The organism is Nonomuraea sp. C10 (assembly GCF_008017515.1).
Lineage (GTDB): Bacteria > Actinomycetota > Actinomycetes > Streptosporangiales > Streptosporangiaceae > Nonomuraea > Nonomuraea ferruginea.
Genome location: NZ_VPFF01000003.1, coordinates 2,090,722 through 2,109,640 on the forward strand (window position 1 = coordinate 2,090,722; position 18,919 = coordinate 2,109,640).

At 71.2% G+C, this 18,919-nt stretch carries 20 protein-coding genes; 14 read left to right on the top strand and 6 right to left on the bottom strand.

The window, feature by feature from the left end:
* Positions 1-65 precede the first annotated feature (65 nt).
* A complete protein-coding gene (locus tag FR742_RS41905) occupies positions 66-818 on the bottom strand; it encodes a trans-aconitate 2-methyltransferase (RefSeq protein ID WP_148036715.1) in 753 nt (250 codons plus the stop codon).
* Positions 819-891: 73 nt separating this feature from the next.
* On the opposite strand from FR742_RS41905, the gene FR742_RS41910 reads away from it, so the two are divergent.
* The gene (locus tag FR742_RS41910; RefSeq protein WP_148036716.1) at positions 892-1,461 is read left to right on the top strand and encodes a CGNR zinc finger domain-containing protein; all 570 of its coding nucleotides are present in this window, start codon (positions 892-894) and stop codon (positions 1,459-1,461) included.
* Between the two features lie 95 nt (positions 1,462-1,556).
* Complete coding sequence (locus tag FR742_RS41915) at positions 1,557-1,724, top strand: hypothetical protein (RefSeq protein ID WP_219546184.1); 168 nt, start codon at positions 1,557-1,559, stop codon at positions 1,722-1,724.
* Positions 1,725-1,842: 118 nt separating this feature from the next.
* Here the strand turns inward: FR742_RS41915 and FR742_RS41920 are convergent, their stop codons facing one another.
* Complete coding sequence (locus tag FR742_RS41920; RefSeq protein WP_148036718.1) at positions 1,843-2,160, bottom strand: hypothetical protein; 318 nt, start codon at positions 2,158-2,160, stop codon at positions 1,843-1,845.
* Positions 2,161-2,531: 371 nt separating this feature from the next.
* Between FR742_RS41920 and FR742_RS41925 the strand changes: the two genes are divergently transcribed.
* The 4 genes from FR742_RS41925 to FR742_RS41940 all read left to right on the top strand — a co-directional run bounded on the left by FR742_RS41925 (position 2,532) and on the right by FR742_RS41940 (position 6,947).
* On the top strand, positions 2,532-4,340 hold the full coding sequence (locus FR742_RS41925; RefSeq protein ID WP_148036719.1) for a glycosyltransferase family 2 protein: 1,809 nt from the start codon (positions 2,532-2,534) through the stop codon (positions 4,338-4,340).
* Between the two features lie 73 nt (positions 4,341-4,413).
* On the top strand, positions 4,414-5,433 hold the full coding sequence (locus FR742_RS41930; protein ID WP_148036720.1) for an energy-coupling factor ABC transporter permease: 1,020 nt from the start codon (positions 4,414-4,416) through the stop codon (positions 5,431-5,433).
* Between the two features lie 9 nt (positions 5,434-5,442).
* Positions 5,443-6,198, top strand: a complete 756-nt coding sequence (gene cbiQ / locus FR742_RS41935) for a cobalt ECF transporter T component CbiQ (protein ID WP_148036721.1) — start codon at positions 5,443-5,445, stop codon at positions 6,196-6,198.
* Positions 6,195-6,947 (top strand): energy-coupling factor ABC transporter ATP-binding protein, encoded by a 753-nt coding sequence (locus tag FR742_RS41940; RefSeq protein ID WP_148036722.1) that lies wholly within the window; start codon positions 6,195-6,197, stop codon positions 6,945-6,947. The genes cbiQ and FR742_RS41940 overlap by 4 nt, the downstream gene beginning before the upstream one ends.
* On the opposite strand, the gene FR742_RS41945 is transcribed toward FR742_RS41940, so the two are convergent.
* The gene (locus FR742_RS41945; protein WP_148036723.1) at positions 6,919-7,941 is read right to left on the bottom strand and encodes a TrkA family potassium uptake protein; all 1,023 of its coding nucleotides are present in this window, start codon (positions 7,939-7,941) and stop codon (positions 6,919-6,921) included. The genes FR742_RS41940 and FR742_RS41945 overlap by 29 nt on opposite strands.
* A 73-nt stretch (positions 7,942-8,014) precedes the next feature.
* Here FR742_RS41945 and FR742_RS41950 point away from each other — a divergent pair, with 73 nt between their 5' ends.
* The 4 genes from FR742_RS41950 (at position 8,015) to FR742_RS41965 (ending at position 10,673) form a co-directional block, all read left to right on the top strand.
* Positions 8,015-8,353: an STAS domain-containing protein gene (locus tag FR742_RS41950; RefSeq protein WP_148036724.1), complete on the top strand. Its 339-nt coding sequence runs from the start codon at positions 8,015-8,017 to the stop codon at positions 8,351-8,353.
* A 48-nt stretch (positions 8,354-8,401) separates the two neighbouring features.
* Positions 8,402-9,175, top strand: coding sequence for an SDR family NAD(P)-dependent oxidoreductase (locus FR742_RS41955; RefSeq protein ID WP_148036725.1), 774 nt, complete (start codon positions 8,402-8,404; stop codon positions 9,173-9,175).
* A 10-nt stretch (positions 9,176-9,185) separates the two neighbouring features.
* Entirely contained in the window at positions 9,186-9,950 is a 765-nt protein-coding gene (locus FR742_RS41960) for a crotonase/enoyl-CoA hydratase family protein (protein WP_148036726.1), read from the top strand.
* Between the two features lie 102 nt (positions 9,951-10,052).
* Positions 10,053-10,673 (top strand): rhomboid family intramembrane serine protease, encoded by a 621-nt coding sequence (locus FR742_RS41965; RefSeq protein ID WP_148036727.1) that lies wholly within the window; start codon positions 10,053-10,055, stop codon positions 10,671-10,673.
* A 19-nt stretch (positions 10,674-10,692) separates the two neighbouring features.
* On the opposite strand, the gene serC is transcribed toward FR742_RS41965, so the two are convergent.
* Together serC and FR742_RS41975 are read right to left on the bottom strand one after the other, a co-directional pair.
* The gene (gene serC / locus FR742_RS41970) at positions 10,693-11,802 is read right to left on the bottom strand and encodes a phosphoserine transaminase (protein ID WP_148036728.1); all 1,110 of its coding nucleotides are present in this window, start codon (positions 11,800-11,802) and stop codon (positions 10,693-10,695) included.
* A 153-nt stretch (positions 11,803-11,955) separates the two neighbouring features.
* Entirely contained in the window at positions 11,956-13,062 is a 1,107-nt protein-coding gene (locus tag FR742_RS41975; protein ID WP_148036729.1) for a citrate synthase 2, read from the bottom strand.
* A gap of 175 nt (positions 13,063-13,237) precedes the next feature.
* On the opposite strand from FR742_RS41975, the gene pdxH reads away from it, so the two are divergent.
* Entirely contained in the window at positions 13,238-13,891 is a 654-nt protein-coding gene (gene pdxH / locus FR742_RS41980) for a pyridoxamine 5'-phosphate oxidase (RefSeq protein WP_148036730.1), read from the top strand.
* An 11-nt stretch (positions 13,892-13,902) separates the two neighbouring features.
* Positions 13,903-15,138, top strand: coding sequence for an MFS transporter (locus FR742_RS41985; RefSeq protein WP_148036731.1), 1,236 nt, complete (start codon positions 13,903-13,905; stop codon positions 15,136-15,138).
* A gap of 13 nt (positions 15,139-15,151) precedes the next feature.
* Here the strand turns inward: FR742_RS41985 and FR742_RS41990 are convergent, their stop codons facing one another.
* Positions 15,152-15,781: a UdgX family uracil-DNA binding protein gene (locus tag FR742_RS41990; RefSeq protein ID WP_148036732.1), complete on the bottom strand. Its 630-nt coding sequence runs from the start codon at positions 15,779-15,781 to the stop codon at positions 15,152-15,154.
* Between the two features lie 100 nt (positions 15,782-15,881).
* Between FR742_RS41990 and FR742_RS41995 the strand changes: the two genes are divergently transcribed.
* Entirely contained in the window at positions 15,882-16,586 is a 705-nt protein-coding gene (locus FR742_RS41995) for a metal-dependent transcriptional regulator (RefSeq protein WP_148036733.1), read from the top strand.
* 96 nt (positions 16,587-16,682) lie between these two features.
* Entirely contained in the window at positions 16,683-18,911 is a 2,229-nt protein-coding gene (locus FR742_RS42000; protein ID WP_148036734.1) for a SpoIIE family protein phosphatase, read from the top strand.
* Positions 18,912-18,919: the final 8 nt, after the last annotated feature.

Genomic DNA, 18,919 nt, shown 5'->3' on the forward strand with positions numbered 1-18,919 from the left:
GTCACAGAGTGAGCTCCACGAGGCCGGGATCGGACCCGGCCCCGGCCGTGCGGACTTCCGAGAGGTCAACGCACCGCGCAGAGCAGGCGGTTGTGGCCGCGCTGCCAGAGGGTGCCGACCTCGGCGAAGCCGGCCGCGCGCAGGGCGTCGGCGTGATGGGACAGCAGGTGGGACTCCGAGCCGCGGTGGTCTGGCCCGGCGGTGGCGCGGGCGGTGTTCAGCTCCGCCAGGGCGGGGTCGGCGGCCACGGCGTCCCACCAGGTGCGCCAGTCCTCCGGCCGGTCGTCGCCGAAGACGCGGGCGGTCTGCTTGTCGTGCACGGCGCGCTCCAGGGCGGCCAGCGCGGGGGTGGCGTCGTCGGTGTCGAGGTGGTCGCCGTTGAGCAGCAGGCCGCCCGGGCGCAGGATGGACGCGACGTCCGCGTACATCGCCTTCAGCTCTTCCGGGTCGATCCAGTGCAGGGCGGTCGTGCTGACCGCGGCGTCGGCGGGGCCGTCCAGGCCGAGCGCGGCCGTCCAGCCGGGCTTGCGCAGGTCGGCGGAGACGAGGGTGAGGTGCGGGTAGGCGGCCCGGCCGAGGCCGAGCAGCAGCGGGTCGGCGTCCACGCCGACCACCCGCGCGCCGGGCAGACGCTCGACCAGGCGGGCCGCCAGCGAGCCGGGGCCGCAGCCGAGGTCGACGACCAGCGGGTCGGGGCGGCCCAGCGCCTCGACGGCGTCGATCATCGCGGTGAAGCGCTCCTCGCGGTCGGGCAGGTAGCCCTCCTGCTGGCGATCCCAGCGCGCCATCCAGGCGAGTGCGGCATCGTGGTCCAACACGACGATCCCCCTTGTGACTGTCTTGTAAGCTTTGGGCAGTTACAAACTAGAACGTAAGGGCGTAACTGGTCAAGTGGACTTCAACAGTCACGGCGATGCGGTGATCCGCGTGGCGGTGGGGCTGGTCAACAGCCTCACGCCGGGCGAGCGGCGCGGGCGGCCGGCCCCGCCGCCCGCCGGCCTGGCCGAGGCCGCGACCGAGGGCCTGCGTACGGGCTATCCGGGCCACAAGCCGGTCACCGAGGCCGAGGGGTCGGAGCTGGCCGAGGTCGCGCAGCGGCTGCGCGCGGTGTTCGAGGCCGTGGCGGCCGGCGACGTCGACGCCGCCGCGGAGCGGATCAACGCCCTGCTGGCGGAGACCGGCGCGCGGCCGATGCTGATGCGGCACGACGGCGAGCCGTGGCACCTGCACTACCACGGCCCCGGCGGCACCCTCGCGGGCGACTGGGCCGCGAGCTGCGCCACCGGGCTCGCGCACGTGCTCGGCAGCGAGTTCCACGACCGGCTCGGGGTCTGCACCGCGCCGCACTGCGATCGGGTGTACGTGGACGTCTCGCGCAACGGGACCCGGCGGTTCTGTTCCACGGCGTGCCAGAACCGGGTGAAGACGGCGGCCTTCAGAGCGCGGAGCAAGACCCCATAAGTCGGTAAATGTCGCCCTGACCTGCAAGATCTCCGGGAGTACCAGGATGCGAACCCAGCTCGCGGAGCCCGATGACGTGCCAGAATGTCAGCACTGTGATCTCCTCCCCGTCATTCCCCGTCGAGTTCGTCGGCCTCTCCAACGGCGACGTGCTGATGCTGCCCGCGGTCTGGCCCGTGCGCCTCACCCCGGAGCAGCAGGGTCAGCTCGTCGAGCGTCTGCAAGAGGCCGCCCGCCCCGACCTGCCCCGCGTCGAGGCATGAAAGCGCCCCCTACTCCAGCTCCCCGGGAGAGAACACCGGGGAGCTGGAGCCCGTTCATGCGGCGGCTAGCCGTTATGTCCTTTTGACGTCTCTCATCCCAGAAAAGTTCACAAGAAAATCAGGCCACACCGGTGAGGCCGGCGTGCCGGTCGGCTTCCATCTGCGCCTGGAGGATCGCCTGGCGCTCGGTGGTGATCCGGCGGCTGATGACCATGTACGCGTTCAGCACCTGACAGTAGGAGCGGCGCGCCTGGTCGAGCTGCACGGTCAGCTCCAGCACCCGCTCGCCGTCGCCCGCCTGCTCGGCCTCCGACAGCAGTGTGCGCGCCTCGTCCACGATCTCCTCCGCCCGTTGCCGGGTGTGGCGGAGCAGCGCCGAGCATTCGTGGAGCTCCGTCAGCCTTGCCGAGGAGACGATGAATTCCGCTGTGTGCACGATCGACCCCTTGCCTGCCGTCCGCCTGCGCAGATCCGATCCCATCCCCGCCACCTCCACGTCAAGATTGCCTCACTGTAGACGCGCGCTCGGGCCCCGCCGATCATCCGGGAGGACCTGGAGGTACGGCACTGCTCCTCCGGGGAAGTTCTCTTCTCCCGCGGGGGATAACTGCGTCCCTGAAGCTGATTCGGTGCGGGTTATATGCCGTAATCGGTGACCTTACCTGCACAATTCTCAGAATGTGTCGGAATAGGCGCACTCTGCAAAAGGAAGGCATGAAGACCGCCGAATCCACCCACCCACGCCGCGCGATGGTCACATACTGATACCGCTCAGGAGCACACGGTGACGACCCGCGGGAGGTTTCCATGGAGGTCGGCGGCGAAGTTCCGGTCGACGTCAGCATCGTGATCCCGGCCCGCGACTGCCGGCCCTATCTCGACCGGTGCCTCACGTCCGTGCTCGTCCAGCGGGTCGCCAAGGAGATCGTGGTCGTCGACGACGGCTCCACCGACGGCACCGCCGAACTCCTCGGCCTCTACGCCGCCCACCACCGGGGCACGGTCAAGGTGGTCCGGGTGGAGAGCTCCGGCGGCGCCGGACGGCCGCGCAACGTCGGCCTCGGCCACGCGACCGGCCGTTACGTCTTCTTCTGCGACGCCGACGACTACCTCGGGCCCGGCGCGCTGGAGCACATGCTGTCCGCGGCCGACAGGAACGACGCCGACATCGTGCTCGGCAAGATCGTCGGACACGGGCGGCGGGTCCCGGAGTCGATGTTCCAGCGCAACGCCGATCGGGCCGAGCTGGGCGAGAGCGCCGTCTACAACAGCCTGAGCTGTTTCAAGCTGTTCCGCCGGGACATGCTGGAGCGCCACCGCATCCGGTTCCGCGAGGGCGTGTTCGTCGGCGAGGACATCTACTTCACCGTGCACGCCTACTGCCACGCCGGGACGATCTCGGTGGTCGCCGACCACGACTGCTACCACCTGGTCGCCAGGCCCGACGGCAGCAGCGTCATGCAGCGGCCCGCCAGCCGCGACCCGCTCGCCTGGCTGGCCATGATCCACGAGCCGATCCGGCTCATGACCGACCACGTCCCGCCCGGCCCGCTCCGCGACCACCTGCTGGCCCGTCACTTCAAGCTCGACATCCTCGCCCAGCTCGGCCGGCCCTTCCTGGAGGCCGACGAGGTCAAGCGCAAGGACGTCGCCGTGGCGGTGGCCGCCCTGTGCGACCGGTGGCTCACGGACGGCGTGCGCGAGCGGCTGGGGAGCGCCGACCGGCAGCGGCTGGCCGCGCTCGGCGACGTGGAGCGGCTGGCCCTGCTGGCCGTCATCGAGGCGGCGCCCGTCGAGCGCCGGCTGACCGGGCTGTGCTGGGACGGCCGGACGCTGGTGGTGGCCTGCGAGGCCGCGCTGACGGGATGCGCCGAGCCCGACGGCGTCGCGCTGGTGCTGCGCACCCGGCACGAACCCCGGCGGGAGCTGGTCGTGCCGGCCGTCCGGTCCGGCGGCCGGTGGGTCGCCAGGGTCGACCCGGCGCTGCTGGATTCGGGCATCTGGGACCTGCGCGTGTCGGTCGAGCTGGCCGGGGTGACCCGCTCGGCCAGGCTGGGCGCCGACCGCGACACCGCCCTGGCCCGGCCGCCTGCCCGGCTGGTCGGCGAGGTGGCCGTGCTGCCGTACTTCACCCGCGATCACGACAACCTCAGCCTGGACGTCGGCGGGCACGCGGTCGGCGTGCCAGGCAGCGCACGCCTGGTCGGCACCCGCTGGTCGCTCGGGCGGCGGCTGGTGCTCGACGGCGAGATCGCGGTGGCCGGGGCCGCGCCGCCGCCCGAGGCCGTGCGGCGGCTGGTGTGGCGCGAGCGCGGCAGCGGGAGCGAGCGGGCCGACCGGGTGGTCGGGCTGGCGGGAGGCGGCTTCGTGGCCAGGCCGGCGGTGGGGCGGTTCGGCCCCGGGGTCTGGGACGCCTATCTGGAGCTCGACCTGGGCGGGCCGCCCGCCAGGTTCAGGATCGAGGCCGGCGCGGAGTCGGTCGCCGGGCCCCGTCGCTGGCTGCTGGGCACCGAGCCGTGCGTCGCGCGCCCGTACGCGACCTCGAACAGGGGGCGGCTCAGCGCGGTCGTGCGGCGGCTGTCCGCGCGGGCGCTCCTGAGAAGAATCATGCGCTAATGCAATCCATATGCAACTGCACATCGATGACCTAAAGTGGGGGTTGTCCGGCCCCTCTGCTTGGAGGCTCGTCGTGCATGTACCCGATGGCTTTTTCACCGCCGCGGTGTCCGTCTCCGCGGGCGTGGTCGCGGCGGCCGGAGTGGCGGTCTGCCTGCGCGGCGCCCGCCGGGAGCTCGACGACCGGACGGCCCCGGTGGCCGGGCTGGTCGCCGCCTTCGTCTTCGCCGTCCAGATGCTGAACTTCCCGGTCGCCGGCGGCACCAGCGGCCACCTGCTGGGCGGGGCGCTGGCGGCCATCCTGGCCGGGCCCTTCACGGGGGTGCTCGCCATAGCCGTGGTCCTGCTGGTGCAGGCGCTGTTCTTCGCCGACGGCGGGCTGACCGCGCTGGGGGTCAACATCATCCTGATGGGCCTGGTCACGGTGCTGGTCGGCTGGGGCGTGTTCCGGCTGGTCACGCGGGTCGTGCCGGGCCGGGGCGGGGTGATCGCGGCGTCCTTCGCGGCGGGGCTGCTGTCGGTGCCCGCCTCCGCGCTGGTGTTCACGCTGCTGTTCTGGATCGGCGGCACCGCGCCGATCGACATCGCGACCGTGGCCGCCGCGATGACCGGCGTGCACGTGCTGATCGGCATCGGCGAGGGCCTGATCACCGCGCTGACCGTGGCCGCGGTGCTGGCCGTCCGTCCCGACCTGGTGTACGGGGCGCGTGAACTGGCCGCGCCACTGGTGCTGCGAAGCGCCGACGGGACCAGCACGGTCACCGGACGGGCGCCGGAGCCCGCGGCCGGGGTCGGCAGCCTGCCGTTCCTGCTCGGCGGGCTCGGGGTGACGCTGCTGCTGGCCGGGGTCGTGTCGTTCTTCGCCTCGCCGCACCCCGACGGGCTGGAGTCGGTCGCCGAGGAGCAGGGCTTCCTGGGGCAGGCGACCGACCACGTGTTCGGCGGGTTCGCGCTGGCCGACTACGGCGAGGTGGGCGGCATCCCGGTGGGCGTCGCGGGCATCGTCGGCGTCGCGCTGACCCTGATAATGGCCGGTGTGATCGCCTACGCCGCACGGGCGCGCGGCCGGGCCTCGTCCGGCGAGAGGGTCTGAGAGGGCCCGATGGGCGTGGGGCAGCGGCTCTATCTCCCGGGCGGCTCGCCGGTCCACCGGCTGCCGCCGCAGTGCAAGCTGCTCGCCGTCCTGGCGTTCGCGATCGTGATGGTGGCCACGCCGCGCGAGTGGTTCTGGGCCTTCGGACTGTACGCGGGCATGCTCGCGGCGGTGGCGGCCGTGGCCCGGATCCCGCCGGGGCACATCCTGCGGCGCATGGTCGTCGAGCTGCCGTTCGTGCTGTTCGCGTTCCTCATCCCGGTCATCGGGCTGGGGGAGCGGACGGAGGTGCTCGGGCTGTCGCTGAGCGTCCCCGGGCTCTGGGCGGCCTGGAACATCCTGGCCAAGGCGACGCTCGGGGTCACGGTCTCCATCCTGCTGGCGTCCACCACCGAGCCGCGTGACGTGCTCGTGGGGGCGCAGCGGCTGCGGGTGCCGGACCTGCTGGTGCAGATCGCCATGTTCATGCTCCGCTACCTGGATGTGATCATGGACGAGATGCGGCGGATGCGCGTCGCCAGGGAGTCGCGGGGCTTCCAGGCGCGCGACCTCCGGCACGCGCCGGTGATCGCGCGCTCGGCGGGGGCGCTGTTCATCCGCTCGTACGAGCGCGGTGAGCGGGTGCACCTGGCCATGCTCAGCCGCGGATATTCAGGCCAGATGCCGATGATTCATGATTTGTCGGCCACGGCGCGACAATGGGGGACAGCGCTCGCTCTCCCGCTCGCGGCTCTGGCCGTGCTCCTGTTGGGACTCGCCGTATGATCCCGAACTCGCTCGAAGTCAGCCGGCTCGCCTACGCCTACCCCGACGGGACGCAGGCGCTGTTCGGCGTCGACCTGACCATCCGGCGCGGCGAGCGGGTGGCGCTGCTCGGCCCCAACGGCGCCGGCAAGACCACGCTGGTCATGCATCTCAACGGCATACTCACCCCCGGCCACGGCACCGTGACGGTGGCCGGCACCCCGGTGCGCCGCGACACGCTCAAGGAGATCAGGCAGCGCGTCGGCCTGGTCTTCCAGGACCCCGACGACCAGCTCTTCATGCCCACCGTCCGCGACGACGTGGCGTTCGGCCCGGCCAACGCGGGCGTGCGCGGCGAGGAGCTCGCGGCCGTGGTCAAGAACGCGCTGGACCGGGTCGGCATGCTCGACGTCGCCGACCGCCCGCCGCACCACCTGTCGTTCGGCCAGCGCCGCCGGGTGGCCGTGGCGACCGTGCTGGCGATGGAGCCGGAGATCCTGGTGCTCGACGAGCCCTCGTCCAACCTGGATCCGGCGGCCCGCAGGGAGCTGGCGGAGATCCTGCGCTCCCTGGACGTGACGGTGCTCATGGTCACCCACGACCTGCCGTACGCGCTGGAGCTGTGCGAGCGGGCGATGATCCTGTCGGACGGGGTCGTCGTGGCCGACGGGCCGACGCGGGAGCTGCTCGGCGACGCCGAGCAGCTCGCCAGACACCGGCTGGAACTGCCCTACGGGTTCGCTATCCCGGCTGCGGCGGAACGTGGATGACCACCAGTTTGTCGCCCTGGCGCAGCTCGGCGGCGCGCGGGTCGGCGTAGGTGAACATGTGGCCGTCCCTGACGACCGCGACGGGCAGCTCCTCGCCCTTGACCGGCGGGCCGCCCACCTCCTCGGGACGTACGAGACGCTCGCGCAGGTCGACGCCCTTGCCGTAGGTGAGCAGATCCTGGATCAGGGCGCTGACCGCGGGGCTCTGCGTGGCCACGCCCAGCATCCGCCCGGCCGCCTCGGCCGAGGTGATGACCACGTCGGCGCCGCTCTGGCGGACCAGCGGGTCGTTCTCCGCCTCGCGGACCGCGGCCACGATCGTCGCCCCCGGGTTGAGGCTGCGCGCGGTGAGCGTGACCAGGGCGGTGGTGTCGTCGCGCCGGGTGGCGATGATGATCTGGCCCGCGGTCCTGATCCGGGCCCGGCCCAGGACGTGGCTGCGGGTGCCGTCGCCCAGGACGCCGGCGAAGCCGTCGGACGCGGCCTCGTCCACGACCGCCGGGTCCGGGTCCACGACCACGATGGACTCCTTGGGGCTGCCGTTGTCGAGCAGCGTGCGGGCGGCGGCCCGGCCCTTGGTGCCGTAGCCGACGATCACGGTGTGGTCCTGCAACCTGGCCCTCCAGCGTTCGGTCAGGATGGCGTCCCTGGTGCGCCGGGTGAGCACCTCCAGCGTGGTGCCCACGAGCACGACCAGGAACGCGATCCGCAGCGGCGTCACGGCCACGATGTTGACGACCCTGGCCGCCGTGGTGACGGGGGTGATGTCGCCGTACCCGGTGGTGGAGATGGAGACGGTCACGTAGTAGAGCGCGTCGAGCAGCGACACGCGGCCGTCGACGTTGTCGCGGTAGCCGTCGAGATCCATGGCGACCAGCGCGAACATGGCCAGCAGCATCGCCAGCGCGATGGCCATCCTCCGCAACACCGCGCGCAACGGGCTCAGACGGACGGACGGCAGGCGAACGCGCAGCGCCGTCTCGTCCTCATTCATACTGCTGATCGTAGTTTGTGGGTGCCCTCTACCCGGGCAAGTCGAAGTACAGTGGCTCATCGAGGAGGGGCCAATGAAGCTGCGGCTTGCGCGACATTCCCTCGGTGACGCCGTGGTGGTGGCCGTTGCGGGAGAGCTGGATCTGTTCACCGCGCCGGTCCTCCGCGACGAGGTACGTGATGCCATCAAGCAAGACGGCGCCCGGCTCGTCCTCGATCTCCAGCAGCTCTCGTTCATGGACTCCAGCGGCCTGTCGGTGCTGATCGAGGCCTGGCGGCTGGCCACCGGCGAGGGCGGCGGGGTGTCGCTGGCGGCGCCCCAGGCCCCGGTGGCGCGCATCCTGCGGACCACCGGTCTCGACCGGCGCATCAAGGTCTACTCCGACGTCGACAGCGCCGTGGGGGGAATTTGACCCCACCCCGAGTAGAACTTCATTCGGTTGGGGGTTAGGGTCCGTGCTATGGACGTGAACGGATCCTCAGCAATCATTTCCGGCGGCGCCAGCGGCCTCGGTGAGGCCACGGCCCGCGAGCTGGCCCGCGCCGGCGCCACCGTGGTCATCGCCGACCTCAACGAGGAGCGCGGCAAGGCCGTCGCCGACGAGCTCGGCGGTGTCTTCGCCAGGACGGACGTGTCGGACGACGCCCAGGTGCAGGCCGCCGTGGACGCCGCCGTCGCCACCGGCAAGCCGCTCCGGGTGCTGGTCAACAGCGCCGGCATCGGCTGGGCCGAGCGCACCGTCAACCGCAACGGCGAGCCGCACAACCCGGCCACCTACCGCAAGGTCATCGAGGTCAACCTGATCGGCACGTTCAACCTCATGCGCATCGGCGCGGCGGCCGTCGCCAAGACCGAGCCGGTCGACGCCGACGGGCAGCGCGGCGTGTGCGTCAACACCGCCTCGGTGGCGGCGCTGGAGGGCCAGACCGGGCAGCTCGCCTACAGCGCCTCCAAGGGCGGCATCGTCGGCATGACCGTCCCGGCCGCCCGCGACCTGGCCGCCGTCGGCATCCGGGTGAACACGATCTGCCCGGGCATCATCGACACCCCCATCTACGGCTTCTCGGCCAACGCCGACGAGTTCAAGGCCAAGCTGGTGGCGCCGGTGGTGTTCCCCAAGCGCATGGGCCGTGCCGACGAGTTCGCCCACCTGGTTCACTCGCTGATCCAGAACGACTACATGAACGCCGAGGTCATCCGCTTCGACGGCGGCATCCGATTCCAGCCCAAGTAAATGAGGTCCCGTGTCTGACGAAGTGCTCGTCGAGGAGTCCGACGGCGTCGCCGTGATCACCATCAACCGTCCGAAGGCCCGCAACGCGGTCAACGGGGCGGTGGCCAGGGGCGTCGCCGAGGCGCTGGACGCGCTCGACGCCCGCCCGGAGGTCTCCGCCTACGTGCTGACCGGCGCCGGCGGCACGTTCTGCGCGGGCATGGACCTCAAGGGGTTCCTGTCCGGCGACTTCCCCGTCGTGGAAGGACGCGGGTTCGGGGGCATGACCGAGGCGCCGCCCAAGAAGCCGATCGTGGCCGCCGTCGAGGGGTACGCGCTGGCGGGCGGCTTCGAGCTGGCCCTGTCCTGCGACCTCATCGTGGCCTCCTCGGAGTCCAAGTTCGGCCTGCCGGAGCCCAAGCGGGGCCTGGTGGCCGGCGCGGGCGGCATCATGCGGCTGCCGCGGCGCATCCCGTACCACGTGGCCATGGAGATCGCCCTCACCGGCGACCACTACCCGGCCGCGCGCCTGTACGAGCTGGGCCTGGTCAACCGGGTCACCGAGCCCGGCGAGGCGCTGGCGGGGGCGATCGAGCTGGCCCGCAGGATCGCCGCGAACGCGCCGCTCGCGCTGGCCGCGACCAAGCGGGTGGTCATCGAGTCGCAGGACTGGTCGCTGGAGGAGATGTTCCGCAAGCAGGGGGCGATCGTCCAGCCGGTGTTCGGCTCCAAGGACGCCATGGAGGGCGCCGCGGCCTTCGCCGAGAAGCGCGCGCCCCAGTGGAAGGGCGAATAACCCGACTCCGCACCCCCTCCCGGACACCGGGAGGGGGTTCTTTTATGCGCGCTTGCGGTAGTTCCTGCGTACGGTAAAAGGACGACGTCATCTGGGAGAGGCATGAGCGACTACTCGCGGCCGCGTTTCGAGTCAGCCAAGAGCGGGCTGGCCTCGCTGCTCTCTGGCGCCCTGGCTTCGCTGCTGACGATGCTCGCGATCGTGGGCGTCATGTGGGCCGTCGAGATCTTCGACTACCTGACGCCGGGCACTCCCGACCTCGCCTACGGCATCAGGGGCTGGGACCCGCAAGGGCTGATCGGCATCTTCACGGCGCCGTTCCTGCACGGCGGCTTCGGCCACCTGATGGCCAACTCGCTGCCGCTGCTCGTGCTCGGGTTCCTGGCGGGGCTGCGCGGCATCGGCAGGTTTCTGGCGGCGAGCCTGCTGATCATCGTCATCGGCGGCATCGGCACCTGGTTCGCCAGCGGCCCCGGCACCGTCACGGTGGGGGCCAGCGGGCTGGTGTTCGGCTACTTCGGGTACGTCGTCGCGCGCGGCCTGTTCGACCGGCGGGCGCTCGACATCGTCATCGGCATCGGCGTGGTCATCGCGTACTGGTCGATCCTGGCCGGCGTGCTGCCGAGCGACCCGTACATCTCCTGGCAGGGCCACCTGTTCGGGCTCATCGGCGGCCTGGTGGCCGCGTGGGTCCTGCGCCGGCCGGCCGGGGCCATCCGCTAGCGGACGGCCCCGGGGCGGGTCAGAGGCGTCCGACCACGTGGTCGACGCAGGCCGTCAGCGCCTCGACGTCGGCCGGGTCGATGGCCGGGAACATCGCGATGCGCAGCTGGTTGCGGCCGAGCTTGCGGTAGGGCTCGGTGTCGACGATGCCGTTGGCGCGCAGCACCTTGGCCACCGCCGCCGCGTCGACGTCGTCGGAGAAGTCGATCGTGCCGACCACCTGGGAGCGGAACTCCGGGGCGGCGAACGGGGTGGCGAAGGACGACTTCTCGGCCCAGGTGTAGAGCCGCTGCGCCGAGTCGGCGGTGCGGGCCGTGGTCCAGGCCAGGCCGCCGTTGCCGTTCATCCAGTCGAGCTGGTCGGCCAGCAGGAACAGCGTGGCCACCGCCGGGGTGTTGTAGGTCTGGTCCTTGGCGGAGTTGTCGATCGCGACCGGCAGGCTGAAGAACTCCGGCACGAACCGGCCGCTCGCCGCGATCTCCTCGACGCGGGCCAGGGCGCGCGGCGACATCAGCGCGATCCACAGGCCGCCGTCGGAGGCGAAGCTCTTCTGCGGGGCGAAGTAGTAGACGTCGGTCTCGGACACGTCGACGGGCAGGCCGCCCGCGCCGGAGGTGGCGTCGACCAGCACCAGCGCGTCGTCGCCGCCGACCCGCCTGATCGGCATGGCGACGCCGGTCGAGGTCTCGTTGTGGGTGAGCGCGTAGACGTCGACGCCGTCCTCGGCGACCGCCTCGGGGTGGGTGCCGACCTCGGACTTGATCACCGAGGGGTCGGAGAGCCACGGCGCCTTCTTGGCGACCGTCGCGAACTTCGAGGAGAACTCGCCGAACGACAGGTGCTGTGACCGGTCGCGGATGAGCCCGAAGGCGGCGATGTCCCAGAACGCGGTGGTGCCGCCGTTGCCGAGCACGACCTGGTAGCCCTCGGGCAGCGAGAACAGGTCGGCCAGGCCGGAGCGGACGCGGCCGACCAGGCTCTTGACCGGCTTCTGGCGGTGGGAGGTGCCCATGACGCTCGCGCCGGACGAGGCGAGCGCGGCCAGCTGCTCGGTACGAACCTTCGAGGGCCCGCAGCCGAAGCGGCCGTCGGCGGGCTTGATGTCAGCGGGAATCACGATGTCAGCCACCTCACCAGGTTACTGACGTGCGAGGACTGGCTCGTCCAGGGTCCGGATTGTGAGACGTCGGGCGCGGCGCGCGTGAAAGTGCCCGGTCACCCGGGTCGTACGGCCGCACGAGAACGGCCCGCCGGGGGCCGGCGGGCCGTTGTCGTCATCAGGTCAGATCGTGCCGGCGACCTCGGAGGCGCCGGGGACGTCGGACAGCGGGCGGGACGTCGGGCCGGTGTAGTTGGCGCTCGGGCGGACCAGCCTGCCGGTGCGCTTCTGCTCCAGGACGTGCGCGGCCCAGCCGGCCGTGCGGGCGCAGGTGAACATCGAGGTGAACATGTGCGAGGGGACCTCGGCGAAGTCGAGCACCACAGCGGCCCAGTACTCGACGTTGGTGGCGAGCACCCGGTCGGGCTTGCGGGCGTGCAGCTCCTCCAGGGCCGCCTTCTCCAGGGCCGCCGCGACCTCGTAGCGCGGCGCGTCCAGCTCCTTGGCCGTGCGGCGCAGCACCCTGGCGCGCGGGTCCTCCGCGCGGTAGACGCGGTGGCCGAAGCCCATCAGCCGCTGGCCCTTGTCGAGCTCGCTCTGCACGTACTTCTTGGCGTCGCCCATCTGCTCCACACCTTCGATCATGTGGAGCACCCGGGCGGGAGCGCCGCCGTGGAGCGGGCCGGACATGGCGCCGACCGCTCCGGACAGCGCCGCCGCCACGTCGGCGCCGGTGGAGGCGATGACGCGGGCGGTGAACGTGGAAGCGTTCATGCCGTGCTCGGCCGCGGAGGTCCAATAGGCGTCGATGGCCTTGACGTGCTTGGGGTCGGGCTCACCGCGCCAGCGGATCATGAAACGCTCGACGATGGTCTTGGCCTCGTCGACGCGCTGCTCCGGCACCATCGGCAGGCCGAGGCCGCGCGCCGACTGGGCCACGAAGGACAGCGCCATCACCGAGGCGCGGGCGAGCTGGTCACGCGCCTCCTCGTCGGAGATGTCGAGCAGCGGCTTGAAGCCGTAGGCGGGGGCCAGCATGGCCAGCGCGCTCTGCACGTCTACGCGGATGTCGCCGGAGTGAACAGGAATGGGGTAAGGCTCCGCCGGGGGGAGGCCCGGTTGGAACTTGTTGTCGACCAGCAGGCCCCAAACGTGCCCGAAGGGGACACGGCCGACCAGCTCTTCGATGTCGACGCCCCGGTATCGAAGGGCGCCCCCTTCTTTGTCCGGTTCCGCGATCTCCGTCTCGAAAGCTACGACGCCCTCGAGGCCGGGTTTGAAGTCGGACACGTCGGCCGCCTCCCTTTCCTGCCATGTTCCGGCAATTGCTTGATGTCGAGATACCGGCGGGTCAATTTAACCCTCTCCCCTCTCGTGGCCGGTCGCCGGACCCGCCGATAGACCGAAACCGCAGGTAGGGGGCCTAGTATGGGCTTCTCCACCAAGCGCGCAAGAATACCTTCTCGTGGATGCCACCTCGCGACCGCCCTCACTGGCGGGGCTTCGCCGCTCGTACGTGGGCGAACCGCTGCTCGAGACCGCTGTCGCCGCCGATCCCATAGCCCAGTTCACCACCTGGTTCCAGGAGGCACTCGACGCCGGCCTGCCGGAGCCGAACGCCATGGTGCTCGCCACCGCCTCCGCGGGCGCCCGGCCGAGCGCCAGGACCGTCCTGCTCAAGGAGTACGACCAGCGCGGGTTCGTCTTCTACACCAACTACGAGTCCCGCAAGGGCCGCGACCTGGCCGAGAACCCGTGGGCCTCGCTGCTGTTCCCGTGGCATCCGATCCGCCGCCAGGTGCGCGTGGAGGGCACGGTGACGCGGCTGCCGCAGGAGGAGTCGGCCGCCTACTTCGCCTCCCGGCCGTACGGGTCGCGCATCGGGGCGTGGGCCTCGCGCCAGTCCGCCGTGGTGCGCTCGCGGGAGGACCTGGACGCCCGTTACGAGGAGCTCGCGAGCCGCTGGCCGGAGGATCCGCCGGTGCCCGACTTCTGGGGCGGTTTCCTGGTGACGCCGCGCGAGGTGGAGTTCTGGCAGGGGCGGCTGGACCGGATGCACGACCGGCTCCGGTACCGCCGTAGCCCGGCCGGGTGGGTGCTTGACAGGCTTGCGCCCTAATCTGACCGCTTGTGTCATTCGGGGAGTTCGTCAAACGTCATCTGGTAGACACCCGGCCACTGAAGGTGCCCGCCTACCGGCGGCTCTGGATGGGACAGGCGGTCTCGCACGTCGGGCTCGCGGTCACGGTGGTCGCGGTCAGCCAGCAGGTCTACGAGCTGACGGACTCCTCGTTCTGGGTCGGCATGCTCGGCCTGGCGAACCTGCTCCCGCTGGTGGTGTTCGGGCTGTGGGGCGGGGCCGTGGCCGACGCCGTGGACCGGCGCAAGCTGCTCGTCGCCGGGTCGCTGGTCGCCTGGGCGGGCACCGTACTCCTGCTGGTGCAGTCGATCGTCGGCGTGCCGAGCGTGTACGCGCTGCTCGCCACGGTGGCCTTGAGCGCGGCCGGGTTCGCGGTCAGCTCGTCCACCAGGGGCGCGATCATCCCCAGGCTGCTGCCTCCGGAGCTGGTGCCGTCGGCCAACGCGCTCAACTCGCTCGTCTACAGCCTCGGGGCCGTCGGCGGGCCCATGGTCGGCGGCGTGCTGCTGACGCAGGGCGGGTTCGCGGCCGCGTACGCGGTGGACGCGGTGCTGTTCACGGCCGGCCTGTACGCGGCCTTCCGGCTGCCGTCGCTGGCCCCGCTCGGCGAGGTGTCCAGGCCGGGCTGGCGGTCGGTGGCGGAGGGGCTGAGCTTCATCGTCACCAGCCCGATCCTGCTGATGTCGTTCGCCGTGGACATCATCGCCATGGTGTTCGCGCTGCCCAGGGCGCTCTTCCCGGAGCTGGCCGACCAGCGCTTCGGCGGCTCGCTGATCGCGCTGGCATGGCTCAACTCCTCGATGGCCATCGGCGCGGTGCTCGGCGGGCTGTTCTCCGGCTGGGTCACCCGCGTCAAGCGCCAGGGGCTGGCGCTCACCTTCGTCATCGCGCTGTGGGGGCTGGCGGTGGCGGCGGCGGGGCTGGCCGACCAGCTCTGGCTCGTCCTGGTGTTCATGGCCGTCGGGGGAGCGGCCGACGTGGTGTCGTCGGTGTGGCGGCAGTCGATCCTGCAGCTCTACGCGCCTGACGAGATGCGCGGGCGGCTGCAGGGCGTCTTCATGGTGGTGGTCGCGGGCGGGCCGCGGCTGGGCGACGTGCGCGCCGGGGCCACCGCGACCGCGTTCGGGCTGACGACGGCCTGGGTCGGCGGCGGGCTCGCGTGCGCCGCCGCGGTGCTGGTCGTCGGGCTGTCGGTGGCGAGCTTCAGGAACTACCGGTCACGCTGACCGTACGTCCGGGTCAGCGGGTGTGCCCGCCCGTTCCGGCGGCGACGCGCAGGTCCGCGAGGAAGCCCGCGTACGCCGCGTCACGGTCGGGGGCGCGCAGCACCGCCGACGGATGGATGGTGGCGACCGCGAGCGCGTCGCCCATCGGCACCGGCTCGCCGCGCTGCCTGGTCACCCGGAAAGCCCTCCCGAGCAGCGATCGCGCGGCCGTGGCGCCCATCACCACGACCACCCCGGGACGCACCGCGGCCAGCTCGGCGTCCAGCCACGGCCGGCAGGCCTCGATCTCGGCCGCCGTCGGCTTCTGGTGGATCCGCCGCTTGCCGCGTTCGGTGAAGGAGAAGTGTTTGACCGCGTTCGTGACGTACACCTCGTCGCGGTCGATCCCCGCCTCCTCCAGGCCGCGGTCCAGGATGCGCCCGGCGGGGCCGACGAACGGGTGGCCCTGACGGTCCTCCTGGTCGCCCGGTTGCTCGCCGACGAGCATGTAACGGGCGCGTCCCGGCCCCTCGCCGAACACCGTCTGGGTGGCGTTCCTGAACAGATCGCATCCTTCACAGCCGGCCGCCGCGCTACGCAACGATCCCAGATCGTGACTCTCGGGAAGGAAGCGGGCTGCGGAATTGTTGACGTTGGTTGTCATCGCCGGTCGTTCTCCCCATAGGCTTCGAGCCTGATCCTGTGCCCGAAGCGGAAGGGCTCAGTCCCGAGACGACCGGCTAGCATGGCATGAGGGAGGAGCCTTGACCGCACACGGCCTGATCGACACCACGGAGATGTATCTCCGGACGATTTACGAGCTCGAGGAGGAGGGCATCATCCCCCTCCGCGCCCGCATCGCCGAGCGCCTGCAGCAGAGCGGCCCGACCGTGAGCCAGACCGTCGGCCGCATGGAGCGCGACGGTCTCGTCCGCGTCGAGGGCGACCGCCACCTGGCGATGACCGACCTGGGCCGCGCCCTCGCCACGCGGGTGATGCGCAAGCACCGCCTCGCCGAGTGCCTGCTGATCGACGTGATCGGCATGCCCTGGGAGGAGGTGCACATCGAGGCCTGCCGCTGGGAGCACGTGATGTCCGAGTCGGTGGAGCAGCGCCTCGTCAAGCTGCTGGGCAACCCCACCTTCTGCCCCCATGGCAACCCCATTCCCGGCCTGGCCGAGCTGGGCGCCGAGGAGGCCGCCGACGCGACCGAGTCCCAGCTGACCCCCATGACCGAACTCGCCGGTTCTCAGGGTGTGTCCGTGACCGTGCGCCGAATTAGCGAACAAGTGCAAAGCGATCCCGCTCTCATGCTTAAACTCAAGCAAGTTGGGATACAACCCGGACGCGAGGTGACGCTCGCGGCGAGCGACGACGGTGTGCGGGTGACAGGTGACGGTGACGCGAACGACTCTCTCGCGGAGATCCCGCGTGATGTGGCGGTGCACGTCTTCGTGTCCAGACGCTGATCCCATCCGGGAGATCCTCCACTCCCCCCCGGCCAACACTGTTGCAGGAGCGCCCGTGGTCTTTTCCCGCACGCTTCCCCGAGGAGTGGTCTCCGGATGACACGCTGGGGGGATCTGTCTCACGACGCGGCTGATCGCCTTGCCGCCGAGTCCGTTCTCGACCATGCCGACATGGCCGTGGTGGTGACGGACCGGTTCAGCAATCTCCTCTACTGGAACCCCTTCGCCGAGAAGCTGTTCGGCCGGCCCGGCAAGTCGGCGCGCGACTCCTCCGTGCTGTCGTTCGGCATCATGGAGAAGGACCATCCGCAGGCGATCGAGCTGGCCAAACACGTGCTCAAGGGCAACGTCTGGGAGGGCACGTTCGACGTGCGCCGCGGCGACGGCGCCATCCTCTACGTCCGCGCCCAGGCCGTGCCGCTGCGCCACCCGTCGGGCTCGGTGACCGGCGTCGTCATCACCGCCCGCGAGGCGCTCCGCAGCAACGAGCGCGAGAAGGACCGCTTCGGCCTGCTGGAACGCATCGGCGAGCGGCTGGCCGGCTCGCTGTACGTCGAGGAGACGCTCAAGCGGGTGGCCGAGATGCTCGTGCCGCAGTTCGCCGACCACTGCTTCATCGAGCTGATGGAGGGCGACCGGCTGGTGCGCCGGATCTCCCAGCACGTGCAGGGCTGGGAGCCGCCGGCCGGCACGTGGAAGCCCGTCGGCGCGGAGATCCGCTACCCCGCCGGCCACTACGCCGACGCCGCGCTGCGCCGCCAGGAGACCATCCTGGTCGACGACTTCTCCGGCAACAGCTTCCCGTCCCCGAGCGAGGGCAGCGCGCGGCTGTGCGGCGAGATCGGCATGACCTCCGCGATCGTCGCGCCGCTGACCGTGCGCGGCGAGACGCTGGGCCTGATGTACCTCGGGCTGTCCAACCTCACCGACCGCCGCAGCCCTCACTACGACGCCTTCGACCGCGACTTCGTCGGCGCCATCGCGACCCGCGTGGCGGTCGCCATCGACAACGCGCTGCTGTTCGAGGAGGAGCGCCACACCGCCGAGTCGTTCCAGAAGCACTTGCTGCCGCGGGCGCTGCCGCAGCTCGACGGGCTCCAGATCGCGGTCCGCTACTACCCCGCCGCGCCGCTCGCCTCCCACGGTCAGGGCATCCAGACCCAGGTCGGTGGCGACTGGTACGACGTGATCCCGCTCTCTGCAGGCCGGGTCGGCATCGTGATCGGCGACGTCGAGGGCCGGGGCGCCAAGGCCGCGGCCATCATGGGCCAGCTGCGCGCCGCGCTGCGGGCCTTCGCCCAGGACGACAAGTCGCCCGCCGACATCCTGGCCAGGCTCGACGAGTGGACCCGCATCATCGCCACCCCGGAGAAGGACGACTCCGGCGCCGACATCAGCATCCCGCCCATCGTCACCTGCCAGTACCTCGTCTACGACGCCTGGTCGCGCCAGCTGTCGTTCGCCAACGCCGGCCACGCGCCGCCGCTGCTGCTGAGCGACGGCGAGTGCGTCGAGCTCGACATAGAGGAGGTCGGCCAGCCGCTGGGGGTGCGCGCCAAGGGCCTGCACGCCGACCTGGTCTACAAGGAAGAGACCCGCACGCTCCCGCCCGGCGCCGCGCTGCTGCTCTACACCGACGGCCTGGTCGACCGCCGCCCCACCCGCACCGGTCCGGCGCAGGACGAGGAGGAGACGCTCGGCCTGCTCTGCGAGAAGCTCGCCACGATGACCAAGGCCGAGGTCGAGCGCATCGCCGAGGCCGCCACGGTCGCCGTGCCCGGTGAGATCGACGACGACATGGCGATCCTGGTCATCCGCTCCAGCGACGAGGACCTCGACGTCGAGGAGCGCACGTTCCCGGCCCAGCCGATCATGGTGGGGGAGGCGCGGCGGATGGCCTCCGACGCCTTCGCCGACTGGAACGTCCCCGAGGAGCGGGCCGAGCTGGCCTGCCTGCTGGTCTCGGAGGTCGTCACCAACGTCGTGCTGCACGCCTCGACCGCCACCGTGCCGCGCAGGGAGCTGGTCGTCGACGGGCCGCCGCTGCCCTTCGAGGAGTCGTGGGACGTGCCCGGCTTCGACAGCTTCGACGACGATGTGGTCGGCGACAAGGAGTTCACGCTCCGGCTGCGCCGCGGTGACGAGTCCGTCTGGGTCGAGGTCTTCGACCAGGACCTGCGGCTGCCGCGCATCCGCAGCGCGGGCGAGAACGACGAGGGCGGCCGCGGCCTCTACCTCGTCGACCAGTTGGCCAAGCGCTGGGGCTCGCGTCCTACCAGGGAAGGCAAAGCGGTCTGGTTCGAGATTCCCACCAGGGGCCGGTGAGTGGTTCA

Coding starts and splice junctions, on each gene's coding strand:
- FR742_RS41925 (WP_148036719.1), top strand. CDS start 2,532: ATGGAGGTCGGCGGCGAAGTTCCGGTCGACGTCAGCATCGTGATCCCG.
- cbiQ (WP_148036721.1), top strand. CDS start 5,443: ATGGGCGTGGGGCAGCGGCTCTATCTCCCGGGCGGCTCGCCGGTCCAC.
- FR742_RS41940 (WP_148036722.1), top strand. CDS start 6,195: ATGATCCCGAACTCGCTCGAAGTCAGCCGGCTCGCCTACGCCTACCCC.
- FR742_RS41945 (WP_148036723.1), bottom strand. CDS start 7,941: ATGAATGAGGACGAGACGGCGCTGCGCGTTCGCCTGCCGTCCGTCCGT.
- FR742_RS41950 (WP_148036724.1), top strand. CDS start 8,015: ATGAAGCTGCGGCTTGCGCGACATTCCCTCGGTGACGCCGTGGTGGTG.
- FR742_RS41955 (WP_148036725.1), top strand. CDS start 8,402: ATGGACGTGAACGGATCCTCAGCAATCATTTCCGGCGGCGCCAGCGGC.
- FR742_RS41965 (WP_148036727.1), top strand. CDS start 10,053: ATGAGCGACTACTCGCGGCCGCGTTTCGAGTCAGCCAAGAGCGGGCTG.
- FR742_RS41990 (WP_148036732.1), bottom strand. CDS start 15,781: ATGACAACCAACGTCAACAATTCCGCAGCCCGCTTCCTTCCCGAGAGT.
- FR742_RS42000 (WP_148036734.1), top strand. CDS start 16,683: ATGACACGCTGGGGGGATCTGTCTCACGACGCGGCTGATCGCCTTGCC.